General features: G+C 59.1%; 19 protein-coding genes and 6 pseudogenes. 17 read left to right on the forward strand and 8 right to left on the reverse strand.

Annotation, left to right across the window (positions count from 1 at the left end):
* The first annotated feature begins 70 nt into the window (after positions 1–70).
* Positions 71–1,192, forward strand: coding sequence for a nodulation factor fucose acetyltransferase NolL (nolL, locus tag J1C56_RS30330; protein ID WP_214393650.1), 1,122 nt, complete (start codon positions 71–73; stop codon positions 1,190–1,192).
* Positions 1,193–1,227: 35 nt separating this feature from the next.
* Here the strand turns inward: nolL and J1C56_RS33540 are convergent, their stop codons facing one another.
* Positions 1,228–1,515 (reverse strand): GNAT family protein, encoded by a 288-nt coding sequence (locus J1C56_RS33540; RefSeq protein ID WP_214393651.1) that lies wholly within the window; start codon positions 1,513–1,515, stop codon positions 1,228–1,230.
* Here J1C56_RS33540 and J1C56_RS30340 point away from each other — a divergent pair.
* A complete protein-coding gene (locus tag J1C56_RS30340) occupies positions 1,427–2,332 on the forward strand; it encodes a LysR family transcriptional regulator (protein ID WP_214393652.1) in 906 nt (301 codons plus the stop codon). The genes J1C56_RS33540 and J1C56_RS30340 overlap by 89 nt on opposite strands.
* A 120-nt stretch (positions 2,333–2,452) precedes the next feature.
* Positions 2,453–2,559: pseudogene (locus tag J1C56_RS30345) on the forward strand (nitrogen fixation protein NifQ); the annotation flags it as partial.
* Positions 2,560–3,180: 621 nt separating this feature from the next.
* Here the strand turns inward: J1C56_RS30345 and J1C56_RS30350 are convergent.
* Together J1C56_RS30350 and J1C56_RS30355 are read right to left on the reverse strand one after the other, a co-directional pair.
* A complete protein-coding gene (locus J1C56_RS30350) occupies positions 3,181–4,407 on the reverse strand; it encodes an MFS transporter (protein WP_214393688.1) in 1,227 nt (408 codons plus the stop codon).
* 56 nt (positions 4,408–4,463) lie between these two features.
* Positions 4,464–4,786 (reverse strand): annotated as a pseudogene (locus tag J1C56_RS30355) (RNA polymerase factor sigma-54); the annotation flags it as partial.
* Between the two features lie 1,693 nt (positions 4,787–6,479).
* Between J1C56_RS30355 and J1C56_RS30360 the strand changes: the two are divergent.
* The 12 genes and pseudogenes from J1C56_RS30360 (at position 6,480) to J1C56_RS33835 (ending at position 19,749) form a co-directional block, all read left to right on the forward strand.
* A complete protein-coding gene (locus J1C56_RS30360; RefSeq protein WP_006328923.1) occupies positions 6,480–6,803 on the forward strand; it encodes a DUF736 domain-containing protein in 324 nt (107 codons plus the stop codon).
* Between the two features lie 162 nt (positions 6,804–6,965).
* Entirely contained in the window at positions 6,966–7,235 is a 270-nt protein-coding gene (locus tag J1C56_RS30365; RefSeq protein WP_069091175.1) for a helix-turn-helix transcriptional regulator, read from the forward strand.
* Entirely contained in the window at positions 7,232–7,780 is a 549-nt protein-coding gene (locus J1C56_RS30370) for a S26 family signal peptidase (protein WP_214393653.1), read from the forward strand. The genes J1C56_RS30365 and J1C56_RS30370 overlap by 4 nt, the downstream gene beginning before the upstream one ends.
* Entirely contained in the window at positions 7,768–8,451 is a 684-nt protein-coding gene (locus tag J1C56_RS30375; RefSeq protein ID WP_214393654.1) for a lytic transglycosylase domain-containing protein, read from the forward strand. Before J1C56_RS30370 ends, J1C56_RS30375 begins: the two co-directional genes overlap by 13 nt.
* Positions 8,452–8,649: 198 nt before the next feature.
* Positions 8,650–10,619: pseudogene (rlxS, locus tag J1C56_RS33545) on the forward strand (relaxase/mobilization nuclease RlxS).
* 231 nt (positions 10,620–10,850) lie between these two features.
* The gene (locus J1C56_RS30385; protein ID WP_214393655.1) at positions 10,851–11,933 is read left to right on the forward strand and encodes an AAA family ATPase; all 1,083 of its coding nucleotides are present in this window, start codon (positions 10,851–10,853) and stop codon (positions 11,931–11,933) included.
* A gap of 103 nt (positions 11,934–12,036) precedes the next feature.
* Positions 12,037–14,400 (forward strand): S8 family peptidase, encoded by a 2,364-nt coding sequence (locus tag J1C56_RS30390; protein ID WP_338001535.1) that lies wholly within the window; start codon positions 12,037–12,039, stop codon positions 14,398–14,400.
* An 11-nt stretch (positions 14,401–14,411) separates the two neighbouring features.
* On the forward strand, positions 14,412–15,311 hold the full coding sequence (locus J1C56_RS30395; protein WP_214393657.1) for a hypothetical protein: 900 nt from the start codon (positions 14,412–14,414) through the stop codon (positions 15,309–15,311).
* A gap of 654 nt (positions 15,312–15,965) precedes the next feature.
* Positions 15,966–17,144, forward strand: a complete 1,179-nt coding sequence (locus J1C56_RS30400) for a GIY-YIG domain-containing protein (protein ID WP_214393658.1) — start codon at positions 15,966–15,968, stop codon at positions 17,142–17,144.
* A complete protein-coding gene (locus tag J1C56_RS30405; RefSeq protein ID WP_214393659.1) occupies positions 17,137–18,756 on the forward strand; it encodes an SIR2 family protein in 1,620 nt (539 codons plus the stop codon). The genes J1C56_RS30400 and J1C56_RS30405 overlap by 8 nt, the downstream gene beginning before the upstream one ends.
* A gap of 13 nt (positions 18,757–18,769) precedes the next feature.
* Positions 18,770–19,213, forward strand: a complete 444-nt coding sequence (locus J1C56_RS30410) for a nucleoside 2-deoxyribosyltransferase (RefSeq protein WP_202324009.1) — start codon at positions 18,770–18,772, stop codon at positions 19,211–19,213.
* Positions 19,214–19,239: 26 nt separating this feature from the next.
* A pseudogene (locus tag J1C56_RS33835) lies at positions 19,240–19,749 on the forward strand (DUF3363 domain-containing protein).
* Between the two features lie 57 nt (positions 19,750–19,806).
* Here J1C56_RS33835 and J1C56_RS30420 read toward each other — a convergent pair.
* The 4 genes from J1C56_RS30420 to J1C56_RS30435 are packed head-to-tail and all read right to left on the reverse strand — an operon-like array spanning position 19,807 to position 22,758.
* Positions 19,807–21,366 (reverse strand): E2 ligase fold family C protein, encoded by a 1,560-nt coding sequence (locus J1C56_RS30420; protein WP_214393660.1) that lies wholly within the window; start codon positions 21,364–21,366, stop codon positions 19,807–19,809.
* A 3-nt stretch (positions 21,367–21,369) separates the two neighbouring features.
* The gene (locus tag J1C56_RS30425; protein ID WP_224713146.1) at positions 21,370–21,846 is read right to left on the reverse strand and encodes a Mov34/MPN/PAD-1 family protein; all 477 of its coding nucleotides are present in this window, start codon (positions 21,844–21,846) and stop codon (positions 21,370–21,372) included.
* 8 nt (positions 21,847–21,854) lie between these two features.
* On the reverse strand, positions 21,855–22,472 hold the full coding sequence (locus J1C56_RS30430) for a putative metal-binding protein (RefSeq protein ID WP_214393661.1): 618 nt from the start codon (positions 22,470–22,472) through the stop codon (positions 21,855–21,857).
* On the reverse strand, positions 22,465–22,758 hold the full coding sequence (locus tag J1C56_RS30435; RefSeq protein ID WP_027033387.1) for a DUF2604 domain-containing protein: 294 nt from the start codon (positions 22,756–22,758) through the stop codon (positions 22,465–22,467). The genes J1C56_RS30430 and J1C56_RS30435 overlap by 8 nt, the downstream gene beginning before the upstream one ends.
* Positions 22,759–23,544: 786 nt before the next feature.
* Here J1C56_RS30435 and J1C56_RS30440 point away from each other — a divergent pair.
* Positions 23,545–23,768: pseudogene (locus tag J1C56_RS30440) on the forward strand (DUF1403 family protein); the annotation flags it as partial.
* Positions 23,769–24,387: 619 nt separating this feature from the next.
* Positions 24,388–25,278: a MurR/RpiR family transcriptional regulator gene (locus J1C56_RS30445; RefSeq protein WP_214393662.1), complete on the forward strand. Its 891-nt coding sequence runs from the start codon at positions 24,388–24,390 to the stop codon at positions 25,276–25,278.
* Here J1C56_RS30445 and J1C56_RS30450 read toward each other — a convergent pair.
* A pseudogene (locus J1C56_RS30450) lies at positions 25,276–26,010 on the reverse strand (IS66 family transposase); the annotation flags it as partial. The gene J1C56_RS30445 and the pseudogene J1C56_RS30450 sit on opposite strands and share 3 nt — an antisense overlap.
* Positions 26,011–26,016 lie beyond the last annotated feature (6 nt).

Genomic DNA, 26,016 nt, shown 5'->3' on the forward strand with positions numbered 1-26,016 from the left:
GATCCTTTGCACCCCGCTCGCCGTGCCCAGAAACGGCAAGTAACAACTGCAACAGATAGGCTGGAGTCTGATGCTTGATCACATAAGAGCCGGAGCGAAGGGACGCGGCTCGTGCCCAGCAGGGACAAACAACCGAGACCTAAGCTTTGATTTCGCCAAAGGCATACTCATTACTTTGGTGATAATTGGGCACTTGTTACAATATTTAATCTACCAGGGCACCGACGCTTTCTGGCTGTCGCCGTATTTCAAGTCGATCTACATGTTTCATATGCCTCTTTTTATGGCGATAAGCGGATATCTTTCTTCTGGGGCAATTTTGCGAAAATCGTTCACCCAAGGTGTCGGTGAGCGGGCAATGCAGCTACTACTGCCAATGCTTTTTTGGTGTACGTTGATTTGGACGTTAAAGTCCGCAGTTATTTTTCCCATGAAGAGTTTAACTGATACATTGTTGGATTTGCCGACGGAGGTTATTGGAACCTACTGGTTCATATGGGCGGCATTTATTTCGTTCATTCTGATTAGAGTTCTTACAACTTTCAACCGTCTGTCGATATGGATCATAAGCGCATCTGCAATTGCGGTTGCATTCGCACCCATCACGTTATCAATAACCCCCTTGTTAAAATACACTTACCCATTTTATTGTTTAGGGTTCCTGTTTGCCCAGCCGATCGGATGGCAGAATGGAATCATCTGGCGTTACAAATCGATTTTTGTTGTCTTATTTTCGATAGCGGCTTTCATATGCTTCCTCGGGTGGGGCAAGGAGACTTATGCCTACAACAATCTCGTTTTAATTCATGATGAACAGTCAGCTAAACAAGTTTTGCTGATGTTCGCTGGCTCTTTAGCGGCTTCTGCGGTAGCAATGCAGTCTATGTTCCAATGCTGGAGACTTGTCTATTCGACTAGATTAGCTCGCTTTGTCGCGGTGCAGCTTGGTCAGAGCACGCTGCTGCTTTACCTGGTCCAGGGTGCCGTGTTTCGCCTCATGGATTTGATACAGTTTGGGGAAGTCTGGAATCTCACGACCAGATTCGCCTTCGCAACTGTGCTTGGAGTGGCGATTGTCGTCATAGCGATGGCAATTCGCAGGATTGCGCGCGACCTCGGATATGTGTCGCGGATCGTTGTCGGAACGCCGCCACGCCCAAGTCTGCTCAAATCTCAATCTGTAATCAATTAGCCACGTGAAAAATTCGCATCTGTAATCAACATGTTTCATAGCTCCGGACCTATCCGATCGACTGTTGTACCGGTCGGCCATTCGCTCATCTGCCGCGCAATCCCCATAACCGCGACGAGTACGTCCTCCACGCGCGCGGGCGGCAGGTCGGGACACAACACCTCTGAGTGGGACCGTAAACGAGCGCCCATAATGGTCACGATGACAAACAACCACGTTACGGACAGATGAGGCATGCGTTTCAAAGGCCTTGATCTGAACCTTCTCGTCGTGCTCGACGCACTGCTAACCGCGCGCAACCTCACGGCCGCGGCAAGCAGCATCAACCTTAGTCAGCCGGCCATGAGCGCGGCCGTCGCCCGGCTGCGCGACTATTTCAACGATGAACTGTTTACGATGAGCGGCCGCGAACGCGTTCTAACCCCGCGTGCGGAAACACTCGCCCCCGCAGTTCGTGGCGCACTCTTGCACATCCAATGCTCGATTATTTCTTGGGATCCGTTTAATCCGGCTCAATCCGATCGCCGCTTCAGGATCATTCTTTCCGATTTCGCCACACTCGTGTTTTTTGAAAAGGTCGTGGAGCGGGTTGCACGCGAAGCACCCGCCGTCAGCTTCGAATTGCGGCCGCTCGACGACGACCCCGATGAGCTTCTCCGGCGCGGTGACGTCGATTTTGTGATTCTTCCGGAATTTTTCATGTCGAGCGCCCATCCAAGAGCGGCGCTGTTCGACGAGACATTCGTGTGCGTGGGCTGCCCCACGAACAAGCAGTTGCCACGTCAGCTTACATTCGAGAGATACGTGTCGATGAAACATATTGCGTTCAGGGTCGGCGGTGCCCAGATGCCATCCATCGAGGAACAGTTTTTGCTTGAGCATGGTCTCAAGAGACGTGTTGAGATCGTCGTACAGGCCTTTAGCATGATCCCGCCGATGGTCTCAGGCACAACTCGTATAGCGACCATGCCCTTCCGGCTGGTTCAGCATTTCAAAAAAACCTTCCCCCTGCGGATCATCGAACTTCCGCGGCCACTACCCACGTTCACCGAGGCCGTCCAATGGCCCACCCTTCACAACAGTGATCCGGCAAGCATCTGGATGCGGCAGATAATGTTGCAGGAGGCATCCCGCATGTGAAGTCGCGGGCACTCCTGGTCTTAGTCTAGATTTACTCAGCGCCTCATACGGGTGCGAACCGGCGTGCAAAATTGGGTCTGACTCAAATTCGATGATTTTGCATGACGGCGTGGCACGTGTTTCCCCACGCTGGCAGCCGGCAACACCAAAAACATGAAGTGGAAGAAGTACTTTTACCGCAAGCTATGCGAGGCTGAAGGTTTTCGCCATGCGCGGCACCGAATTGCGGGGATCCTGAGCGTGAGATAACTCCTCTCGTCGTCCTGCCGAATTCCGGTAAGCCGCCTTACCGAGGGCAGGCGGCGCTTGAGATTCCGCCGCTGGAAATCCGCCGCGCGGGGCTGTCGACGTTCAATCGCGGCTGGATCACAGTTGGTGAATACAACTACGATATCGCCGAACGATCCTCTATTTCGGGCCGAATCAGAAGCTGCGGGGCATGTTCGGCCCCGAGCTTCATGTAAGAGATCAGGCGCGCGATCCGCCCGATGCTCGCCGCAAGACAAAGCTGCATAGACCGCACGTTCTGACCGTTAGCAGCGGCCTTTGTGGCCACGTCGCGTGTTCTCGCCTGTTGGAGGATCTTTCAGAATTCAGATGGTTATACCCACACTGCAGCGGCATTGTCGCCATGCCAGAGCGGTCGACGGCGAGGCGGTCCGGTTCGGCACTCTCGTAGTTTCTCTCGTCGGCACCATCATTCGAAACGCCCCCGCCGGTCGAAATCGACCGGACAACAGCGTCCGATCACCCGGAGACGAGGCCTGCAACCGCCAAAAATCGTGCGTAGGATCGCACCGCGCGGCTGATGATTGCATCTTTCCCGCGCTGCACTGATGGCCTCTCTGTCAGGTGGTCTGAGGTTCGCGCTTCGGGCCGAGCAAGAACACTGTCAGGGCGCCGAGAAACGAGGCAACGGCGCTGTAGGTAAGGGCACTGGCGACGCCGGCATTGTCCATCAGCAGTCCGCCGAAAATCGCGCCCGCTGCGATGGCCACCTGGAACGTTGCGGCCATCAGCCCACCGGCGCTTTCGGCCTGCTCGGGAGTGGCGTGCAGCACCATCCATGTCTGCAGTCCCACCGGCACCGCGCCGAAGGCAAAGCCCCATACGGTAACCGCAATCGCCGTGGCCCAAGCCGATGCTCCCAGCGTCAGCAGCGAGACAGTGGCCATCGCTATAAGCAGGGGCGGCAGGGCCGCGGCTGCCTTGAGGCTGTGCTCGGCCAGGAGTCCGCCGGCCAAATTGCCGAAGAAGCCGCCGATGCCAAAGGCGAGCAACACGAGCGAGATCGTCTCGATATCAAGCGCGGGAAACTTCTCAAGGAAGGCGCGGATATAGGTGAAGCCGGCGAAGTGCCCGGACGCGACCAGCAGGACGACCAACATCGCGACTTTGATCATCGGATTCTTGGCCACATCCAGCAGACTGCGGAAGCTCGTCACTCCAATCGGAGGCAGCCTCGGAATGGTTATGAGTTGCACTACCAGCGTAACGGCGCCGACGACCGCAGCGATCATGAAGGCGGTTCGCCATCCCCAGATGTCGCCGACATAGGCGCCGATTGGAGCCGCGCAAACGGTAGCGCAGGTAACGCCGGTGAGGATGATCGACATGGCGCGCCGCAGGAGGTGACTTGGAACAAGCCGCATCGCCAGCGCTGCCGAAATTGACCAGAACCCTCCGAGTGCTATGCCGAGCACGACGCGGGCGGCTAGGAGAACCGGCAGCGACCCCGCGACGGCCGATAGAACGTTCGACAGGATCAGCAGCAGCGTCATCGCCCATATGACGATCCTGCGGTCCAGGGGCCTTGTGATGACGGCCATCGTCGGCGCCGAGATCGCCCCCACAATGGCGGTCGTTGTCAGCGCCTGTCCAACTGCACCCTCGGTGATAGAGAGATCATGCGCGAGCGGCGTCAGCACGCTGGCAGGCAGAAACTCTGCCGTCACAAGCCCGAAGGTGCCTAAGGCAAGCGAAATGACTGCACCCCATGCGGGACCAGACCGTTGATCTGGCTGTTTTGGGTCATGCAGAATTCCGTCCATGAAGCCCGTAGCGGATTCGGTCATCAACAGGGTCTCCAGTTTGGATGTGCTGCAAACTCGGGTTGCTGCGTTGACCCGCATTAACGCCAGAAGCGCCATTCCCTGCGGCATTGCACGGACGAGGGGATGTTCATCGCTTCGCGATATTTTGTGACGGTGCGGCGCGCAAATCGATGGCCCTTTCCTTGGGCCGGACGACGATGTCGTCGTCGGAAAGCACGTCGCCACCTTGGGAGGACGCGCTCGCGACGGTGAAAAAATACTTCAGTTCGAACACTTCGCGCGGGGTCTGCATGTATGTGTTCGACGTCACCCGGCTTACCGTCGCCTGATGCACGTCGATCGCGTCGACGACAGTCCTGGGCCCGAGAGGCCGCACTTGGTCGATGCCGTGTTCCAAAAAAGGCATCCTCCTGGCGGAGGCGGGTAAGCGACAATTGGGTGAGCGCCACGGCTCCGTCAGTCTCGAACCAGCCATAGCAAATCAGATACCGGAGGAGGGACGTCTGGAGGGGACGTTCGGCGCCAATGTGCACGGTCTCCTTGGGCGCTTGTATGGAACTTCGCGTTTTTGCCATGGATCTGTTCATAGCTTTCTACGTGCTTTGGTGGGCTCTAACGGATAACAGCAAGCGCTATGCCATTTCACTTGGGGGCACCGAATCGGACTATCTTTTGCCGAAGCCCTGTCGGCTTGAGCAGGGGCGCCGTGCCTTGACCGAGACCGAGCGCGCCGCACAATCGCGTGGTCACCCGGACCGAGCAAAGGTGCTGTACTGTCGGAGTAGTCAGAACTTCCGCACCGGCTAGGGAAGGCGAAAACCGTTCCGGACGGGCCGAGCCGATGCATTGCCGCACGCCGGCGGGCACTGCATCGACCGCGTAAGGCTTTGTCTCTAGCGTGTAATTGCGTGCGCAGGCTGCGATCTGCGAAGACGCGGCCGTCGCGCCTCTACCATCGCGCTGTTGATGTTCCCCCTGTCGAGGAAGGCCTTTGACACCTTCGAGCTCTTCAGCACGGCGCGCCGGTCTCCACGCGGTGAGGATCGAGTCCGGTTGGGCGTCCCGGCGCTCGCATGATTGAGATTCCTTGATTTGCTCCCTCGTGCGCGCCTATCCGAAAACATTGTTGTGTCCCGAAGGCTGACAAGAATGTCGCAAGCGCGACCAAAAGATCGCCACGGCCCACAGGGGCAATTGCGACCAGTGGCCTTCTTCGGAAATCGGGGGAGCAATACCCTTTCCTCGTCGACTTCGGACGCGGGCTCAGCCGTGCCCGCCGCGCCGCTAGGAACGACCTAACCTTGGCGGATGGCGGCTGGCCGATCATCCGGGTATGTCCGCGTCGATAAAAGAAAAGCGTCTGGTCTCAGCCAGGCGGACCTCGCGAAGGCCATCGGTATCAATGTGGTCGAATTCCTCGATCACGCCGAGACGATCGGTTTCGCTCCAATGGAACCTGCTGGCGCGGATTCGACCAAGTTCCCAACCGAAAACACACGAAACGCGGTGGCTTCCGACCGCCGATCAATGGGCCAAGGCCCGGTCGCTGTTTACCCCCGAATCGTCCGCCATGCCGAGGCGGCTCGTCGATAGCCGCGGGTTGGCGCCTCTCCGGGGCGCGTTGGCTGCACGTTCCGCCCTCTTGGACTCCGCCTCCGGCAACAACATCGCCGCCAAAGCTCGCCCTTGTCAGTGCTCGATTACCACGCCGAGATGCCTGCTGGAGCTTCCGGTGCACGGGCACATTTATCGATCCGGCACGGTGTTGAGCGTGCGGAACCCGCCGCACGCGTTCCGATCGCCTGTTGTGCTCATCCGATCACGCGACCTGTCCCCACACGTCTTGAGGACCATTCCCCTGCGGCTGGCTCATTGACCTATGGGCGGTTCCAGCCCGCCCGAAACCCTCGCCACCAGCTTTTTTCCCCGCCGCGTGACGCGGCTTCCTCGCGCCGCTTCGCTTCAAAAAAGCTGCCCGCTCGGGTCCTTCGCTGCCGCTGCGGCCCTGCCGGGTTCGGGCGGTCCGGACGCGCCCATCACGGTCCGCCATCGCAGGGGAATGGTCCCCGGCGACAGCAAAAGGAGACAGGAAAATGACCGCGATCGGTTACGTCAACAAGCAGGAAAACGGCAGCTACAAAGGCCAGCTCAGGACGCTCAGCGTCCGCGCCGACATCGATATCGTGCCCAATCGGAGCAAGTCCGCCGACAACCATCCCGACTTCCGGGTGCTGACGCAGGGCGTGGAGGTCGGCGCCGGCTGGATCCGAACCGGGGAGACTTCCGGCAACGACTATGTGAGCTTGTCCATCGCCGCACCGGAGTTCGGTCCGCGTAAGCTCTACGCCAATCTCGGCCGCGCCGCCGGCCAAGACGATCAAGACACCTACGCCGTCATCTGGAACCCGGCCGACTGACCGGCCGGCTCAAGCCCTCGCGCCGCAACTCGGCGCGGGGGTTCTCGCCGACGCTCGCCCGAAGGGGCGGCGAAAACTCCCACCCGACTCTTCGCCCGTCCCCAGGACGACCTCGCTCGCCGATCCTCGCGGTCGCTTGTCCGAAGCGAAACGAGGACCATCATGGACGACGAAAACGACCGCGCGGCCCGCGCCAAGAAGGGCAGTCCGTTTCTGAACACCGCGCAGGCTGCCTTCTATATCGGCCTGTCCCAGCGCACCCTGGAAAAGATGCGGCTGACCGGCGGCGGCCCGAAATACCGCAAGCACGGCCGCTATGTCCGCTACCACATCGACGAACTCGACGACTGGTCGAAAGGCCGCCCGCCAGAACCTGGCTCCGACGATGACAAGGGCGGTTCCGGCTCAGCCGACGAGGGAGACCGCTCATGAGCCAGCGGCCTTCCATCCATCTGATCGGCAGCCGTTTGCGGCGCGTTCGGGCGCGCAAGGCAATCGCCATCGCCGCGATTGGCCTGAGCCTGACAGGCTTCACGGCGCTCCCAAAGCCGTCTCCCTTGCTGGTCTGGAACGCCTCGGCTAGCGCGCCGGTCGGTCTCTATCGCGTTGGGTCTGGCACGCCTGCGCGTGGCGATCTTGTGCTCGCCCGCCCGCCTGGCTTCGTTGCCTATCTCGCCGACCAACGCGGCTATCTGCCTCGCGATATACCGCTGGTGAAGCGTCTCGCCGCGCTGCCGGACGAGCATGTCTGCGCCTTTAGTAATGCCATCATCATCGGCGGCGAGATCGTCGCCCGTCGGCTCAAAATCGACACGCAAGGCCGTCCGCTGCCCTGGTGGAACGGCTGCCGAGCGCTCGCCCATGACGAGGTTTTCCTGCTCGGCAACGAGAAAAATCACTCCTTCGACAGTCGCTATTTCGGGCCGGTGCCGGCCGAAAACATCATCGGGAGGCTGGTGCCGCTATGGACCGAGTGACCCTCCTGATGCTCGGCATGATCGCCGTCGCGCCATGCGCCTGTTCCGCCTCGACCGGCGCTGAGCCAGCCGTCATCTCCCAAAGTCCGCAGCTGCAACGATGGCAGCACTTCGTATCGGAAGCAAGCGCACGCTTCCACATTCCCCAGGCCTGGATTTGCGCCGTCATCGATGCCGAAAGCCGCGGCAAGACCGTCCTCGATGGCCGTCCCATCACCTCCCGCGCCGGCGCCATGGGCCTTATGCAGGTGATGCCCGGCACCTATCAGGAGATGCGCGTCGAGCACGGTCTGGGAGCCGACCCGCACGATCCGCGCGACAACATCTTGGCCGGAACCGCCTATCTCAGCGCCATGTATAAGCGTTTCGGATTCCCCGGCCTGTTTGCCGCCTACAACGCTGGACCCGAGCGCTATGAAGGCCATTTGAAGCTTCGAAGGCCGCTGCCGAAAGAGACCGTTGCCTATCTGAAACAGCTTGAGGCGACGGGGATTTCGGCGGCCGACATGAACGAATTCAAAGGCCAACCCACAACTTCAAAGGGGCGGAACGCTCCCTCCGGACGCTCTTTGTTCTTCCTTCGCGGCGGTGTTCGCGCCGGTGAAACGAATGGCGGCCTTTTCGTGCCGCTCGGCAGGGATCGCCCGCGGCCAAAGAAGCACAATGGCTAGCGATGTTGAGGGCATCCGGGAGGGGCCAGGGACGCTTAAGGCGAGGGGCGAGGGGCGCGTAAGGCAAGATAAAGGCACCGCCTCCAGAAGGAGGCGAAGTGTTTGTCTGCACATCGTTTTTCCCGGAGGCTGCCGGTTGTGCCAGGAGGGTGGGTCGCGGCAAGCCTCGATTTTGCTTGAAGTTGGCCGGAGGCCCCGATGCAAGATGACGAATTCACGCCGAAGCTGGGCAAAATCGGCTCGCGCGACTCGAAGGCTGGCAAACGTTACGCCGGCCAGGTCCGGGCGGCGATCAACCGAGCCGGCGGCAAGCCCCAGCACGGGGGACGCTTCAACGGAAGCCGGACGGGGCGAGGTGGAGCGGCCGCTACGCTGCTCAAGTCACGCGACCGGTATGCTGCTTTTCGGCAGCGGCGGGTTGTCGTCAAGGCTCGCGTCGTCAAGCTCGCCGGCAACGGCCAAAACGGCGCGCGTGCGCACCTGCGTTACATCCAGCGCGATGGCGTCACCCGGGAAGGTTCGCCTGGCGAGCTCTACGGCGCCGACAAGGATCGCGTCGACGGCAAGGACTTCCTCGACCGTGCTGATGGCGACCGGCATCAATTCCGATTCATCGTCGCGGCAGAAGACGGCATCGAGTATGACGACCTCAAACCGCTCACGCGGCGCCTCATGGCGCAGATGGAAGAAGATCTCGGCACGAAGCTCGACTGGGTTGGCGTCGACCATTTCAACACTGGCCATCCGCACACCCATATCATCGTTCGCGGCAAGGACGATCGCGGCGAGAATCTCGTCATCGCGCGGGAGTATATTTCAAGTGGAATGCGCGAGCGGGCGGCGGAGCTGGTCAGCCTTGATCTCGGTCCTCGCACCGATCGCGAAATTGAACATCGTCTGCGCCAGGAAATGGAGCAGGAGCGCTTCACCAGCATTGACCGGCAGCTGCTACGCATGCGCGATGACGACGGACATGTCACGCCGGACGGCCGGGACGCCTTTCGCCAGACGCTGCATCAGGGACGCCTGCGCAAGCTCGAGCGGATGGGGTTAGCCGATGAGATCGGCTCTGGCAGGTGGCGTCTGGACGACGAGCTTGAGGCGACGCTGCGCTGCATTGGCGAGCGCGGCGACATCATCAAGACCATGCATCGCGAGCTGACCGGCAAGGGGCTCGCCCGCAGTGCTGCCGATTACATTGTGCATGATCGACCGGAACCGCTGGCCGCACCTATTGTCGGTCGCGTCGTCGTGCGTGGGCTGGCCGACGAGATCAGCGACCGGCATTACCTCGTCGTCGACGGTGTGGACGGGAAAAGCCATTATGTCGATATCAGCAAGGGCGAGGCCACTGGGCCGACGCCCGACGGCTGCATCGTGCGTGTCACCCCGAGGAACATCGAGCCCACGCGGGTTGACCGGGCGATCGCCAAGATCGCCGCTACTCATGAGGGCCGCTATTCCATCGACATTCACCTCAAGCATGATCCGTCCGCCACCGAACGCTTCGCCGAAACCCATGTGCGGCGGCTGGAGGCGATCCGCCGCGCGACCGGCGGCGTGGAGCACGAGCCGGACGGAGCCTGGATCATCGCGCCAGATCACCTCAACCGTGTCGCTGACTATGAGCGCCAGCGGGCCAGGCCGAGCCTGTTGTTGTCGACAAGCTCTCGTCAATGCCGCTGGAGCGACAGGTCCGTTCTGACGGCGCCACCTGGATTGACCGGCAGCTGGTTGCCGACCGACCGGAAGCCTTGCGCAACTCCGGCTTTGGCGGTGAGGTACAGGAAGCGCAAGTCCGCCGGCGGCAGTGGCTGATCGCGCAAGGCCTCGCGTATGAAGAGCAGAATCGGACCGTCTACCGCGCCAACATGATTTCGATCCTGCGCCAGCGCGAGCTGAACCGTGTCGCCGGCCAGCTGTCGGATCAGCTCGGTCTCGCGTATGCCGAAGCGCAGCCTGGAGATCGAATAGAAGGCACGCTGCGCCGATCCGTCGACCTTGCCAGCGGCAAGTACGCTGTCATCGAGAAGTCGCGCGAGTTCACGCTGGTGCCATGGCGACCAGTGCTTGACCGACATCTCGGCAAGGAGGTTTCCGGTGTGGTGCACGGGGAGGCCATCTCATGGACCCTCGGACGCCAGAGGAGCGGACAGAGCGTTTCGTAGTGGCGGCGCGGCGTGAAAGAAGGTACTGCACGTCTCATCGAAACCGTGTCACCTTTGAACCGCCGTGGCAGCCTCAAAACCGAACGTTAACGGGCTTCGAATGACAATAGGATCGTCAGGAGAGGGGCAGCTTTTTGCACCCTGCCTCTGGCGCTGGTTGCCAATTGGCTTATCATTAATGGGAAACAGCGCCGCATTGGGGACGAGTCGAGCGCGGAAGGTAACGGAACAATGGCGCGAACCGGCATCGCACGGAAGGATGACGATCTTGGCTTTTCCAGCGACCGTGCCTCGCTGCCGCTTCAGGCGCTTGTCGCCGAGGCGCGGGCCCAACAACAGAACGGAATCGCTGAGCGACTAGTCGACGCGATCGACGCAGATCGTAGGAAGAGGTCCAGTGCGCCGAGAATGCGTGAATACGCCATCCCGCCAGAATTGAGTGACGCACTGGTCGAGCTCAAGCCGAGCCGTAGGCTCAAGGATCTCGTCCTGGCACCGGAGACGTCGGGGGAAATCCAGGAATTCATTGACGAGTATTCGGAAATCGGATTGTTGCGGTCCCACGGTCTCGAGCCGCGGCATAAGGTGCTGTTGGTCGGGCCGCCCGGGACGGGCAAGACCAGTCTGGCTGAAATACTCTCGCACGAGCTGCGGCTGCCATTTTATGTCGTCCGGTATGACGGACTTATCGCCAGCTATCTCGGCGAGACCGCGTCCCGCCTTCGCCGGCTCACTGATTTTGTCGCCGGGCAGTCCTGCGTGGTGTTTTTCGACGAATTCGACACGGTTGGCAAGGAACGGGGCGATACCCAGGAGACCGGAGAAATCAAGCGCGTCGTGAGTTCGCTTCTGTTGCAAATGGATTCGATACCCACGAACTGCGTGATTGTGTGCGCCACCAATCACCCCGAGCTCTTGGACCGTGCCGTGTGGAGGCGCTTCGAGCTTCGAGTGGACGTGCCACTTCCACGTCCGCAGGAAATATCCCAGTGGTTTCATCGGCTCCGGAAAGACTACGGTGACTCTATTGCCTTTATTGAGGAAAAATTCGTACGCACATTGAACGGCCTGAATTTCTCAGATATCGAAGCCTTCACTTTAGACGTGAGAAGGAAGGTCGTTTTGTCTCGCGGAAAACTTGCCGCCGACCAAGCGCTGCTTGAAGGTCTGGCCAAGCTCCGGCGGAAACGGTCAATTCAGGGGGGGGCTGAAGATAGTAGACCGGCCGATCATACGCATTCGCCGAAGCGAAAACGTGCTCAAGCGCTTAAAGGGGAGCCGAAAGGCTCGCTTCCCGAGGGCTCGCTCCTCTGAGGAACAATCCAGGAGGCTGGCTCCGGGCATCGCCCTCCTAAAGGAATCACTAGAAGCGGGGGCAACCACGAATGCAGCGTTCGCTTCTCCCGAACGGGCCTTGGTGTTCGAAACCATCGGTCCGGTCGAGCGGTTCGTTGCGGCCGCCGAGCAGCTTGGATTCGAGTGGCTGACCGAGGACTATGTCGGCTCAGACCCCGACCCTGTCACTGATGACGATGCGGACCAGGACGACGCGGGAGATGCCGACTCCGCTATGTCTCGCCTCTACCTCACCATGCCGACCGAAAACGGCATGCGCCAGCTGCTTGCCATGTGGCGGCGGTTCGAGTCGAAGCTATCGCCTCGCGAAGACGAAAAGGATTGGTGGAAAATATTCGGCTACCTTTCCAAAATCCGGGTGTGGAATGCTTCTGACAGGATTGAACCGGCCACCCAGTTCTTCATCCACCGCCGTCTCGCGAAGGATCCGCAGGCGCCGGTGCGGCTTGAACTCGATCTGTGGTTCCACGAGAACGAGGAACTCCGCAAGAATGCGAAGCAGGCGCTCGAGGGCATCCTTTCAGCGGTGGGTGGCAGAATTGTCGATTTCGTGACGATCGAGCCCATCCGGTACCAAGTGGCACTGATTGAGGTCCCGGCCCAACAGGCTAGCGCGATCAGCTCCCGCACCGGGCGCTTGGCCAATGCCGACCCGATCATGTCGATCCGGCCCCAGTCGCTATACGCCACCAGGCCTCTCTCCGAGCCGGACTCTGCGGTGACTAGCCTGCGTGAGGGCGCAAATGACGGACTGCGTCCCGCGGTGGCCGCGATCCTGGATGGCTATCCAATGCAGAACCACGCCCTGCTGGATGGGCGGGTGGATGTCATCGAGGTTGACGTGCCGAGCGCCTCGGTTCCCGTCGCTCGGCGATATCATGGTACTGCGATTGCTTCCCTGATCATCCACGGCGATCTGGCAAATGGAGAGGCGCCACTGACGAGAAGGCTCAAGGTGGTTCCTGTCCTGGCCGCACCACAGCATCTCAATGACGAGCGTACCCACCAGGACCTTCTTCCTATCGGCATCATCTTTCGGGCGGTCTTTGCCCTGAAGGAAGAGCACCAGCAGGCTGGGCCGGCGGGGCCTGACGTCCTGATCATCAATCACTCCATCTGCGACGCAGAAGGGCCTTTCGTGCGTCGGCCAACTCCCTGGGCGCGACTGCTTGACTGGCTATCGCACAAATACGGCATCCTGTTCGTCGTCAGCGCCGGAAACATAACAGCACGGTTTCCCTCCGGATATCAGGATCAGGCATCGTTCAACGCAGCTTCGCCCCTGGAACGACAGATCGCGCTCATTCGTGCGGTCGAGGCAAGCAAGGGCATTCGCGGTCTGCTCAGCCCTGCCGAGGCCATGAATGTCCTAAGCGTGGGTGCCGTGCATGCGGACGGGGCTGGCGCCTGCCCTTCGGACACTATTGACCCATTCGCGCCGATTGGCGTTCCAAATCTCGGATCGGCGATCGGCCCCGGGATCAATCGTTCACTCAAGCCGGAAATTGTGGACATTGGAGGTCGGCAGGTCGCTAGGGCGGCCGATCACGCCGATGGGCACCTCGTCTGGCCGGACGAGATCGGACACATTGGCCTGGAGACGGCAGCACCCGACCCTTCGGCAGGATCTGTTACGCGTACCCGTCGCTCGACCGGAACGAGCAACGCAGCAGCTCTCGTAACGCGTTCGGGTATCCAGATTGTCGACGCTCTCGAGGAGGTCCTGGCCGAAGATGGGGTCAGCCTGCGGGATTTCAAAAGGGCGGCTCTCGCCACGAAAGCATTGCTGGTGCACGGCTCCCAGTGGGGCGATGCCGGGACCTTGCTGGACGCCTCCTATCCACCGCCGGGTACGAAACAATGGCGGCGGCGCAGGGCAACGGTCACGAAATTCCTAGGATACGGCAAGCCGACGGTCGAGCGGGTGATATCAGGTGCGGTCAACCGTGTCACCCTGCTTGCCGATGATGAGATCAGCCACGAGCAGCTTCACGAGTACCGCATTCCAATCCCAACGAGCATGATCCGCTCAAGGGAGATCCGTAGGATCACGATGACGCTCGCATGGCTGCCCCCGATTCATCCAACCTCCATCGCCTATCGAGGTGTGATGCTGGACGTCGTCGACCAGGACGGAAAGCGTAAGTTCTGGCGAGGTGTGAAGACGATCATGCAGCCCCATCCGGATGATATAAGGCGCGGAACCGTGGCGCACTTCATCCTTGAGGGAAGCAACAGCACTGCCTTCATGGACTCCAGCGGGCTGTTCATAGGAGTCCAGGCGCGCGCCAACCACCGGAATTTCCAGCAGGCTGCGGTTCCCTATGCGCTCGCGGTGACGTTGGAAGTCGGCGCCACCGTGCGGGAGGATATTTACGCCTCCGTTCGCGAGGCCATCCGGCCAAGGCCGCGCGTACGTGCTTGAAAGGGGACCGAATGGAATTCGACAAATCAGATTGCATCGGAGCCAAGCATCCTTTGGAGATCGCCGCCTATCTGGAGGAAATCGGCGATCACGAAGCGGCTTCCCGTTTCCATCAGCTGGGGGCTCGAAGTCAGGCGATCAGCGTTCCCTTCTTCACCAACGACCAATGGGCTAACACTGGCGCGGCGATCGGGTTCATTCCCGAGAATGGATCTTCGGCGGGAGATAGACTGGACATCGTTCACGCAACGTCGATGGCGCCCGATGAAAAGCTCCAAGGCGCGAGTTTGAAAATCACCCTCGATCGGTTCTACGTTCACAACTATCCGGGCTCCGGCCGCCACGAGATACTGTGCGAATTTACGGGGAAGAACCAGGCTGGGAGCAAGTCGGAGGAGATGCGATTTGCGTTGAAGACCATCGCCACTGACGGTAGCGCAGCCCCGTTGCTAAGCTTGCCCATCTTCGTCGGAGTGAACATTGGCAACGACGGCCTGAGCTTCGAAGGGCGCACCATCAACGTTCGCAGCGGCGGAACCGACATGCTGGTGGAAGCGCTGGATAACTCTGCTTTCAAGGAAGGGCTATCGCTTCTGACCACCGCGCAGCCCGTGCTAGTGCCCTTCGTTCAGCTCGCCAAGGGCGTTGTTCGTGCGATCGAGAAGCAAGGCAACAACCGGCCTGTCTTTTCATTCGGTCTGGGCTTGGATTTCTCGAAAACTGCCACTTCCGCCAAATTGCGGTTAGGCTCATATGTCGTTGTGCAGACAAATGAGGTCGGCTGGAATTGGAGCGATTTCGTCTTTAGCAGGCAGAGCGGAACTGTCGCTCCCAAGCTCAGCGGCGCTTCCCCCATCGCTCTCAATTACATGATCTTTGGGGTCACACGAGCCGGTCAAGCAGCGCCTTGAGCGTCCAGGGGGGAACATGATTCAATGCAGCAAAATCACAGAACCGTGTGAGAAGCTGTGCTCGATCATGTCCTATGATGACTCTATTGACGGATTTGGCAAGACGGGTTTGAGCGTCCGAGAATCCGCATCTCTCCTCGGCAGGAAACCCAATTCCATCTCCAAGAGTCGTAAGCATGAGGAGGTCCTGGACTGTCTGGGGGGCATCGCCACGTTGCCGGCTGAGCTGCCTATCCTCGATGTTCAAGTCAGCCCGGTTTTCGCACGAGTAGGCCTATCGGCTAAGAAGCCACGCGGCGCGGCAGCCTTGGCGAGTTCGGTGGCGACAAACAGATCGGCTGTAGTTAGGCGCATGGGATTTGCACCCGATCTTACACGCACACGGACGCAGCCCGGTGCTCCTTGGCAGTGCGCGAGCCTTACCAAAAAGCCGTATGCCGCTGGGGCTCCTGTTTATCACAGGCTTGTTCAGCTAAAGGTCGGTCGATCACTGCGTGATAGCCATGACGTAGGCTCCGCAAGGATTCGTCGAATCATTGTCGATCGGACCCCGGTGGCGTTAACGGCTGGTCTGCTCCTTTGTCGACTCGCTATTGCCAAGCCATTCCACAGCATGAAAGCCGCGGATGATCCTGCAGCCAGAGGATTGGCGTGATGCAGGGCGAACTGTTCGAGCCTCCGACAATGCTTCTCCGAGAAGCTGTGCTCGGTCGCAACGGCGTCGTTCCACTCATTGTCATTGGCTGCGGCCGAAAGAAGCGCCAAGAAGCCGCCCCCGCAGATCAGCTCTATACTTCGGACCGATTCAAAAGTTGCATCAATCTTGTTCGATCGCTCGGCGCGCCGTACGCAATTTTGTCGGGCAAACACGGGATCGTCGCGGGCGAGATGGTTATCGCGCCGTATGATCTCCATCTCCCCGATCTGCCTGAAGCCAATCAACGCGATTGGGCTGAGCAGGTGCTTGATGCGCTTGCTGCTCGTGCCGAAAGCAGGCAGGTGACGCTGCTTGCTGCTAACGAATACAGTATGCCGTTGCTGGAGCTGAACAGGGCCAGGGCCTCTCCGTTGGATATCGTCGCGCCCTGGTTGGGCCTTGAATACTCTGACCACGCCATTTGGCTAGCGGAAGCAAAACGAATGGCCGCAAGGATACAGGACCTGGATCGGCTCTATAATTGGATTGGTGAAGAGCGTATAGCGGACCGTGTGTTCTCGTTCAGGGAACTTTCATCGAGATCCGTGCCAAAACGCGGGGTCTACATATTCCTGGACGGCGCCGAACGGAACTTCCGAGGCGCTGGTTTCCGAGTGGTGCGGATCGGTACCCACGCAGTTAGCGCTGGCTCGCAGGCTTCCCTGCGGGGTCGATTGCGCAATCACCTGGGACCTTCCAGTCAGATCGGCAACCATCGTGGCTCCATCTTCCGTCTGCACATTGGTATAGCGATGCTGGAGGCCGGCCCCGGCCATGGCAGCCTTGCGACTTGGGGTGAGGGTCAGGACGCGCGCCCCGAGGTGAAGAGTTTGGAGATTGCGCATGAGCTTGCGGTCTCGCGATATCTTCAGGACTTAGAGGTGGTTCTGCTTGAAGTTGATGACGAACCTAGCAAGGAAAGCTTGCGCGCTAAGGTCGAGATGCAGTTGATTGCACTATTTAGCGAATCAATGCGCACAATTGATTGTCCCGGTCCTGACTGGCTCGGCCTCAAATCTCCTGTAGCGCAAATCCGCCAATCTGGACTATGGAACATCCGTGGGATCGGGGGGAAATATGATCCAGCCGCAGCGGGCTCAGTCGCCTCGATATTTCGAGGTCTGAATAATGGTTAGTGACCTTCATGCCGCCATCGCGCGACAGCCGCGTCTCCCGCGATTTTTGTGCCACCTCTACCAGAGGCTGAGACTGCAACGGCTGAACCTGGTGACTGGAGCCGGAATTTCAATCGACGCCAAGGTGCCCGGGTGGCAGGATCTATTGAAAAGGCTTGCGGAGATTCAGGGCGGCCTCCCTGATGATTTAGCAGCACACGTTGCGGCGGGACTCCAACCTGAATATCTCGGACAGATCATCTATCATCGCTTCAGGGGGGCATGTCCTGTCACGGAGCCGGCAGAGCTTAGGTCCGCAACGGTCGAATATGAATGGGGCGACGCTATTCACAAGGCGATCTATGAGAAGGTCCCGCAAACAATCGCCGAGGTCATACAAACGCATCCCTATCTCGCACAGCTGCGTGATCTGTCTCGCAAAGTATCACTGGTAATAAATTTCAACTTCGACGATCTTCTGGCTGATGCGATAGGGGAGCAGGTAAAGCAAAGCGCTTTTGGCAGCGAGTCCGGTAACGCCCTAAGCGTCACTTGGCAACCGCCTCTTACCGATCGAGGGAATCTGACGACAGTTTATCACGTCAATGGAATATTGCCCCGTGTCAGCCTTAAGAAGCGCAGCCCCCAACTGATATTCACGGAAGATTCTTTCGCGGATGCTCGTGCACGTTCCCCCGGTGTCAGTTCTGAGTATCTGTTCCTTCGCTTTGTTCAAAACACAATGCTGTTGATTGGTCATTTGCTTGCCGATAGCTCACTCAAAAATTACCTACGCCTCAACCGGGATAAGAGCCCAGCTAACCATCACTATATGATATACTGGATTAAAGAAGAAGGGGTCCTATCAGAGGCGCGAAGACAGGACATATTCGAGGCCAATCTCAAGCTCTATAACCTGGTAACGATATTTCTCACGTCTGCTGAGATCAGAGATTTTCTCGATATTCTTAATCTTGATGAAAGAGGGTTCAGCGAAACCGTGGAAACGCTTGGAAAGGATCGGCGCTCTCGGTATCACTATTATATAGTGGGGCCTGTCGCCTCCGGGAAATCGACATTGCTCGAGCACTTGCGATGCTTTCAAACACACGAAGAATGGACACGGCCACCTCCTCGTGAAATGTATATGGCGTCAAGTAAGATCACTGAAGATCAGCAGAAAATCGTAGATCAATTCATATATTCTGAACTGAAGGAGAAGAATCGCCGTATGCATGCGGCGACGGCGGGGCTTCATTTTATGGATCGTGCCCCTTTGGATCTTTATGCCTTCTCTAAAGGCGATGACGAGAACAAGGTAAAGTCTCATGCATTGCGCGATCTAGTAACTCGAGATCAGCCTCTTCAGAAAGGAGAGATCATTTTTATCGAGGCGGACTCCAAGACGCTAGTGAAGCGAAATATGGCGCGAGGTCGCCCTCCGGAGGAGGCGGGCAAGCAACCCTATTTTGATGCACAGACTATGACCCTCAAAATGATCTACAATCCGTCGTTTGTCCTCTCAACCGATGAGAACAGTCCAGGTGACGTTGCTCGCAAGGTGGCTCGGCACGTTCTATTCGAGGAATATGAACCGACCGAGCTCAACATGATTATCGCCCGCTATGAATGATGCTCGAACGTCCATGCGTATCTATCTGGCAGCGCCACTGTTCAATGACATTGAGCGCAGCTTCAATGAGCGGCTGACAAGCCTTCTTGAGCCTATGGCGCACGTTTTTCTTCCTCAACGCGACGGAAAGCTCATGCGCGATCTAGTCGATGGAGGGATGCCATTGGAGGCTGCGAGGCAATTGGTGTTTGAGGCGGACATCAATGCGATTAGGAGGTGCAATTATATCGTTGCTGTACTGGACGGTCGCACGATTGATGAAGGCGTGGCATTTGAAATTGGCTACGGTCGGGCGCTCAACAAGGTGTGCCTTGGTCTCAAGACCGATGATCGCACATTGCTACCCTCCGGCGACAATCCCATGATTATTGCAGGATGCAAGAAGATTTTTGCTAACACCATCGAACTCGTTGCTTGGTTACGCGGGGGATTTCTCTCGGCACGCGACGCAGGTTGAAGGGGCGGCACGCTACCCGAGTCATGATGGCGGGGTGTTCGTCGATCCGCAAAGAGGCGCATCACGCTGCGGATTCGCTGGAGCGACAGGTCAGCTTTGACGGCGCCACCTGGATTGACCAGCCGCTCGTTGCCGACCGACCGGAGGCCTTGCGCAACTCCGGCTTTGGCGGTGAGGTACGGGAAGCGCAAGTCCGCCGGCGGCAGTGGCTGATCGCGCAAGGCCTCGCGCATGAAGAGCAGAATCGGTCCGTCTACCGCGCCAACATGCTTGCGATGCTGCCAGCGCGAGCTGAACCGTGTTGCCGGGACTGCCTTGTGTCGAAGCCCGGTCTGGAGAACGAGTAGAGGGTACGCTACGCCGGTCCGTCGAGCTCGCCAGCGGAAAATATGCCGTCGTTGAAAAGTCGCGAATTCACGCTGGTACCATGGCGGCCGGTGCTCGAGCGGCACATCGGCAAGAAGGTGTCCGGGATCGTGAGCGGGGAGGGGATATCATGGACGATAGGTCGGCAGAGGAGCGGGCCCAGCGTGTAGTTCGCCCTCGTCACGAGCACAAGCCGCCGGCCCTGGGATCGAGATATCCGCGTCTGCTTAGGGGGCGGAGACATCGCTTAGCTGTTCAACGCGCTTGCCGTATTTGCGCCTGTAAGCGGCAATGAAATCGTCATCGCTACAGATGCAGCGGCCGCTGGAATCTTTGGCCTTCGGATCGTGCAAGTGGGAGCCAAGTGGGCGCAGAAGATTCACCCGAGTGCTCGTCGTCGGGCCCACGGGAAAACCGGCGCTATGTTTGACGAGCTCGGCGGCAAGCATAATCCCGGCAAGCGCTGACTGGAAGGCCATCGGAACCACGGTTCGAACGCGGCGACTTCCATCACTGAGCTGGAACACCAGACCGCCGCAGATAGCCTGCTGATAAAAGGAACGCAGGGGCTGGCCAACAAACGGGGCTAGCGGTTCAAACGGCACAGCCATCGCTGTAGCCACCCGAACTACAAAGTCGTTGGGAACTCCGGCATTGGTCTGCAGGAGCGTTTTCACCTGCTCGTGTGCTTCCGGTATTCCGAGTTCCTCGGCAATCAGCTGGTGCTCGTCCTTGGATTTCCCGGACGGCAGGTACATGCAACAAAGGCAAGCTTGGCCGTCATCGAACCCGTGCCGCGAGATGCCGAGGTCGTGCTCCTGCGTCCAGGCATTCGCGATCCATCGGGGCAGAGCACCTTGGACCGCCAGACGGTCGGCGGCGGTGTCAAGCGCCACACCCACTCGGTCGAAGACCCAGTCGCCCTGGCGCGCAACATATTCTGCCCACGTCAGCGGGTGCGCCTCGACCCCAAGGGCCGTCGATCTAAAGGCGGTGGCTGCAAGAACCGCCTTGGACATGCCAATCTCCGCCTGGCCGGCCAAGGCGTAGCGCTGCAGGTTTGAGAGTTCGATTGCTTCGTGATCGATTACATGCAGACGACCCGTGAGACCTGGTTGTCTCGCTAGCGCCCAAAGCGAGCCATGGCCTATCGCACCGAGCCCAACGAGGTGCGTTTCGCCAAGGTCGACAGGTATGTCGATCGGGCCTGCCTCGCCGGCTTTGGTCTTGTCGTAGCTGTATAACGAGAGGTCGATGGTTTCGTCTAACTCGGCGCCGGTCAGCTGGGCGGCGAAGATGGTTCGAAAGACGTTGGCGGCGCCGAAGCAACTGGCGGCGCCAGCTCCATAGGGCAGCAAACTCGAGCCGGAGCCCACCGGGTCCGTACGCGACAGCTTTGCCGCCCAACCGTCCGATCCCATGAAAAAGGTCGGGCACCGGAGTGGTGGGCGCGTCACCCCTGCAACTACGCAGATGGTGGCAGACTTGCCGGAACGCCGGATGCCAACTTTTGGATTTATCGACTTTGCCAAGCGCTCCAGCGCTTGGGCTTGAGAGCTTGCCGCGCTGCCCAGCGGGAATATCGCCAGAACTGGATAGAGCCTGGCGAGCAACCTCACCGCAAGATCTAGTGTCGCCTGGCCTTCGGCGCAGGAAGCGGCTTGATCGTCAAAGGCGACGGCCACGACCTGCTTTTCAAGATCTGCTTTAAAGTCCTCCAGATGAAAATCGGCTAGGACCTGAGATGCCGCCGTGGCGGCGCGGTCGATGAAGTTAGCGAGTGCCATTGTTCAACTCGTTATTGTGATCATTCGCGACAGTGCCGCGGAAGGGAGCGCATTCCAGTTGGCTTTTCCGTCGAGCCGATAGGCGGCGACTCGAGCAAAATCGAAAGGCTCGCGGGCGAAATTCGGCACTACCAGCGACAGACACCCAACCGTGGTAGCAACCGCATAAGCATCGTCGGTCGTCGAATGGTAGGCTCGGCCCGGATGGCTATGGATCTGGGCCAAGAGTTTCAGGCCGCTATTGTAGAGCCAGACATTAAGCCGGTGCAGTTCCTCGGCCGGAACCATCACGCAAACACCATCGCCCGTCCGAATGTGACGCTGCGCCGGGATAACGGTCTCTGTTACGGCAAAATGCTGGTCTTGCTGAACGCCGACCCAGAGCGCCATCCCCTCATTGCCCTCGCGACCGACCGAGCGCAGATGCGCATGCACAGTCGAGATGCAGTGGCGCGGGAGCGTCACTGTCGTTACATCCATCAAAACGCTCATTCCGGGATGGCGGATGGGGGTACTACCATCGCTCCCACTGAGATTTGGAACTGATACTGTATCTGCTCCACGGGGCCGGTCCCGTACTTGATGATCTTGTCCAGGATAAAGGCCAAACAGCCTTCGCCAGAACCCCGGTGGAGAAGCCATGAGTCACCTGAATGGGCTGGATTGTCGTGGTATTCCCGGACGCCTGCCATGCACAGGAATGGCGTATGTTCCGCACTGTTGGCCTGGAGGAAGTCCGATGGCGACAGAGCTTTCTGCTGCATGAGGACCGAAATCATATCCGGTGGGGTTCCGGGTAGATGCGGTCGTCTGAGCATACTTAGCAGTAAATCCTTGCGGGCAACCGGCCGGCGGGTAAAGGGGTCGACGAAGACTACCGACGGAGGTCGGAGGTCGTAATTGGAGAAGTCGATCTCGACAGCTGCACCGATTATCTGTGGCCTTATCTTGGGCGGTGCGAAGATGAAGAAGGTAGTAGGGAATCTCGCCTCGATCAGGAAACAACCCTGAGCCCGGTAAGCGCCCGCTTGTGTTTGGAACCAGCCGATATGCCGATCGAATTTCGCTCGCGAGACCGCAGGGTCCACAGTCTGGATTTCAGGCACCTGCTACACCCGCCTTTAGGCTGAGGAACAGGGTCACAATGTTCGCGAAACCGAAATCGCCAACTTTTTTGTCAACGTCGAGCAGGTTGCCGGCCTCATCCTTGAATTCCCAATTCTCGGCCGGCTGGGCGACGTTCTGCGTGTTCTCAAGGGCTTTGGCACGAACGACGTGAAGGGGCTGGTTGGGATTGGCTTCGACCTGCGTGGGCTGGCCGTTCACCACCACCGTGATCTCGATCTTGCCTGGCCCGCCGCCGTGATCGCCCTTACCCGAATCCTTCGACATTTGTCCTACTCCTGTGGCTTGCCAACCGCCCCCAGGCGCTTGTGCCCACCTGCTAGTGAGACCGGCGATCTTCAATCGTCCACTCGGCGCCACGGGCCGCGAGTACGCAAAAGACAGGGGATAAGCTACCGAATCGGTGCTACCTTCTTTTATGCGTGACTTGAGCGGCAAGTAAACGGGCTGAAATTGCGCTTCACAACTATAATCGATTAGAGCAATACGAAAATATTGGCGATACACCTATTTCATGTGCTCTTTCACGCGCCTGCTCCATTGACAGCCCCCTTGCAAGTCCGCCGGCCGGTATGATTTCAGGTTCGATTGGGCGGGCGCTGTGACGGTTTGGCTGCGGCGGCTTCTAGCCGCTGCAATCTTGACGGAGGGTTTATCGAATAGGCAATCACGCGGAGCTTTAGAGTTGGTGATCCGAGCTCGGCCTATTCGAAAGGTGGCTCGGAAGCAGGTCGCCGTGACCAACTCCGGGTACCGGGATAGTCGCGACGAGAAGACGGGACTGTCCGGATTGACGTGAGTGGCTGCACCGAACCGTCGTCCGGGTGTGCCCGCCGAGTGATGTTATCCAGGTAACTTGTTGCGAGTGGAAAGAGTAGAGTTAAGCGACTGATAAGGCAATTATCATTCGAGTTATCGGCGCGACAGGAGCAGCGCTTTTTGCCCATTTTTGTTGCCAAAAGCGCCGCCATGATTCATCGTGCTTGCATTCTGCGTGACAAACCCTCTCCGCACCACCACGCCACGCTTGCCGGTGCCCCTTCAACCGCGCCGATGGCAACGGTGCCGGCCTGGCTGCGCCGGGCCACCCCGAATGCGCAAAGCCTTGCGGGAAAGGCGTGGGGCTAAATGCCCTTGAGGATGTCGCGCTCGCCGCCGGCGCTGCCATCGGCGCGCTCGACGCGGCGGTCCGCCGGCAGAAGCGGTGGGCCGGCGCCTGGCGGCAGCGGCTGGCGCTTTCCGCGGCCGCGGCAACGGCGAAGCAGGCCGGCCGCGTCGCATTCGTCTGAAAGGGATCGGTCATCACAAGAGACGTCAACGTGCGTGGAAAGAGCGCTTACCCACCCGGGCACGTAAGCAATCGAACGTTCGCGCGACTCGTTTTATGCCAAATCCAACATTTAGAGTTGCGGTCCGAGACCCATCCTTCTGTTTTCTTGTGGCTTTCGCCTTTTGGCACGGCATGTGCTCAGACCTCCGTACTTACCGCGGGGAAGAGAAATCATACAATGTCTACGCTCATGGAAACCGAGGTCGCTGCTTGCCGGAAAAAGGGCCTGATTAGTTTGATCTTTCATCTCCTCGGACTGGATCAAGGTGTCCCGGACCACTCAATCCCTGAGCCGTCGAGCCGGACCCCCAGGGTATCCACGGCCAACTCACCCCCTTCGTGTCCATATCCTCCATAGTCAAGGGTTGCGATTTCGTGAATCTGGCGACTGGGCCGGTCGAGAAGCATGGCGCGCCCGCCGATCTGGAGAAAGCACAAATGGAGTCGATGGTGATACTTTGCCAATCTCGCATCTGAGCTGACTAGAAGCGATCGATGAGGGTTACTGGTCAAGCTGCTCGACCAGACCCCATTAAGTGGTCTCCGATGGCCGAAGGTGGTTCCGCATGAGGATAAGGTTGCAAGTTGATGAAAGCCCGCAGATTTTGATTTCTGATCGCATCTCTGCGGCCGTTAACTCGATGACCAGTTCGGAAAAACGCATCGCACGGGTTTTCCTTGCGAGATATCCAACAGTCGGTTTGGCAAGCGTGACCGAATTCGCTAAGAAGGCCGAAGTCAGCGCACCCACCGTGCTTCGCTTCGTCGCAAGGCTCGGTTTCGATGGATATCCGACGTTTCGCAGCGCATTGCGTGATGAGATAGAGGTTAGCCAAAATCACCGAATAAAGAACCCGCAGATTAAAGTTCTAGCTACGGGGAGCCACTACGGCAATGAACTGCAGGAGGTTGTGCGGTCGACGATGGCGGAGCTCGACACTGCTTTGGTCGAACGGGTGGTCGATTTGTTCTCCGATGATCGGCGCAGTATACACGTCTTAGGAGAAGACGTAACAAAATCTGTCGCCGGCCATCTATTATATTATCTTAGAAAGATGAGGCGATCAGTCTTTGAGATACCAGCCGCGGTCCAAGAGCGCGTGGACCGAATAATAGATCTCCGCAAGAAGGACATTGTGGCCCTGTTTGACACCGGGCATCACCGTACTGATGTGGTGACGACAGCGCGTATATGCTCTCAGCGAGGCTGCACCGTTGTCCTGTTCACCGATCAATTGATGTCAGAAGCGTCCGAAGTCGCAACGCATGTCTTTCGAGCAAAAGTCGTGACGTCTTCCTCCTGGGAAAGTCTATTGGGCCTCAACGCTATTGTCGAGTCGATCGCGCTGGCTCTTGATCATCGCCTTTCAGCCGTTGTTCGTGAAAGGGCTGAAACAGTAGAGCTGTATAGGAGAGAGTTCCATGAACAGGCAATGTCGACTGATCGTGATCGATAATGAGTGGATGCCGAGCATGTGCAGGATGGCAAGCAGCCGCTTGAACAGCGGGATCAGCGCCGCGGCGCCGGCGCCGACCTGGTCGGCGAGCGTCGACAGGCTGAGCGGCACGCCTTCGCGGGCATAGCGTTCGGCCTGGCGGTTGAGCGGCTGATGCTGGCCGAACTTCTCGAACAGGATCATCGCCAGCAGGCGGGACCGGCCCCAGCCACGAGGGGTCGCGTGGAACGGCGCCGGAGCCAGGCTGATCGCCTCGCAGTCGCGGCAGGTGAACTTCTCCCGCACGTGCTGGATCACCTTCCATTGCCGCGCCACCAAGCGTCTCGGTGATATCCTCACCCAACTTGCGTAGCCGATGACCGCCGCAGCAGTGGCAAGCGGTCGGTGCCGGCTCGACCACGCGTTCGCGCGGCAGATGCTCGGGAAATGGCTGGCGCGCGTCGGTCGCTTGCGCACATAAGGCGCCACCTCGGTGGTCCGGGCCGCGGCCTGTTCGGCGGCGATTCCGCCTTCCGTTGCCGTGCTCTCAAGTTCCTCTAAGGTGAGTTCCATCTGGTCGTGCAGGCGGGCGGAACGTTCAGAACTCTGACCATGCAGCGCCCGCTGCAGCTTCCGGATCCTCAGATGCTGATGTGCGATCAGCGCTGCATCATCCGATGCCTTGGCTTTGGCGACCGCCAGTTCGGCCTCGACCAGCGCAGCGCGCGCGGCCGCATCTTCGGCTCTGGCCAGCGCTGC

The organism is Aminobacter anthyllidis (assembly GCF_018555685.1).
Classification (GTDB): Bacteria; Pseudomonadota; Alphaproteobacteria; order Rhizobiales; family Rhizobiaceae; genus Aminobacter; species Aminobacter anthyllidis.

Bases quoted from the DNA above. Each gene is read 5' to 3' on its own strand.
- nolL (WP_214393650.1), top strand. From the start codon at position 71: ATGCTTGATCACATAAGAGCCGGAGCGAAGGGACGCGGCTCGTGCCCA.
- J1C56_RS30340 (WP_214393652.1), top strand. From the start codon at position 1,427: ATGCGTTTCAAAGGCCTTGATCTGAACCTTCTCGTCGTGCTCGACGCA.
- J1C56_RS33540 (WP_214393651.1), bottom strand. From the start codon at position 1,515: ATGCTGCTTGCCGCGGCCGTGAGGTTGCGCGCGGTTAGCAGTGCGTCG.
- J1C56_RS30350 (WP_214393688.1), bottom strand. From the start codon at position 4,407: ATGACCGAATCCGCTACGGGCTTCATGGACGGAATTCTGCATGACCCA.
- J1C56_RS30360 (WP_006328923.1), top strand. From the start codon at position 6,480: ATGACCGCGATCGGTTACGTCAACAAGCAGGAAAACGGCAGCTACAAA.
- J1C56_RS30365 (WP_069091175.1), top strand. From the start codon at position 6,966: ATGGACGACGAAAACGACCGCGCGGCCCGCGCCAAGAAGGGCAGTCCG.
- J1C56_RS30370 (WP_214393653.1), top strand. From the start codon at position 7,232: ATGAGCCAGCGGCCTTCCATCCATCTGATCGGCAGCCGTTTGCGGCGC.
- J1C56_RS30375 (WP_214393654.1), top strand. From the start codon at position 7,768: ATGGACCGAGTGACCCTCCTGATGCTCGGCATGATCGCCGTCGCGCCA.
- J1C56_RS30385 (WP_214393655.1), top strand. From the start codon at position 10,851: ATGGCGCGAACCGGCATCGCACGGAAGGATGACGATCTTGGCTTTTCC.
- J1C56_RS30395 (WP_214393657.1), top strand. From the start codon at position 14,412: ATGGAATTCGACAAATCAGATTGCATCGGAGCCAAGCATCCTTTGGAG.
- J1C56_RS30400 (WP_214393658.1), top strand. From the start codon at position 15,966: ATGCAGGGCGAACTGTTCGAGCCTCCGACAATGCTTCTCCGAGAAGCT.
- J1C56_RS30405 (WP_214393659.1), top strand. From the start codon at position 17,137: ATGGTTAGTGACCTTCATGCCGCCATCGCGCGACAGCCGCGTCTCCCG.
- J1C56_RS30410 (WP_202324009.1), top strand. From the start codon at position 18,770: ATGCGTATCTATCTGGCAGCGCCACTGTTCAATGACATTGAGCGCAGC.
- J1C56_RS30420 (WP_214393660.1), bottom strand. From the start codon at position 21,366: ATGGCACTCGCTAACTTCATCGACCGCGCCGCCACGGCGGCATCTCAG.
- J1C56_RS30425 (WP_224713146.1), bottom strand. From the start codon at position 21,846: ATGGATGTAACGACAGTGACGCTCCCGCGCCACTGCATCTCGACTGTG.
- J1C56_RS30435 (WP_027033387.1), bottom strand. From the start codon at position 22,758: ATGTCGAAGGATTCGGGTAAGGGCGATCACGGCGGCGGGCCAGGCAAG.
- J1C56_RS30445 (WP_214393662.1), top strand. From the start codon at position 24,388: ATGAGGATAAGGTTGCAAGTTGATGAAAGCCCGCAGATTTTGATTTCT.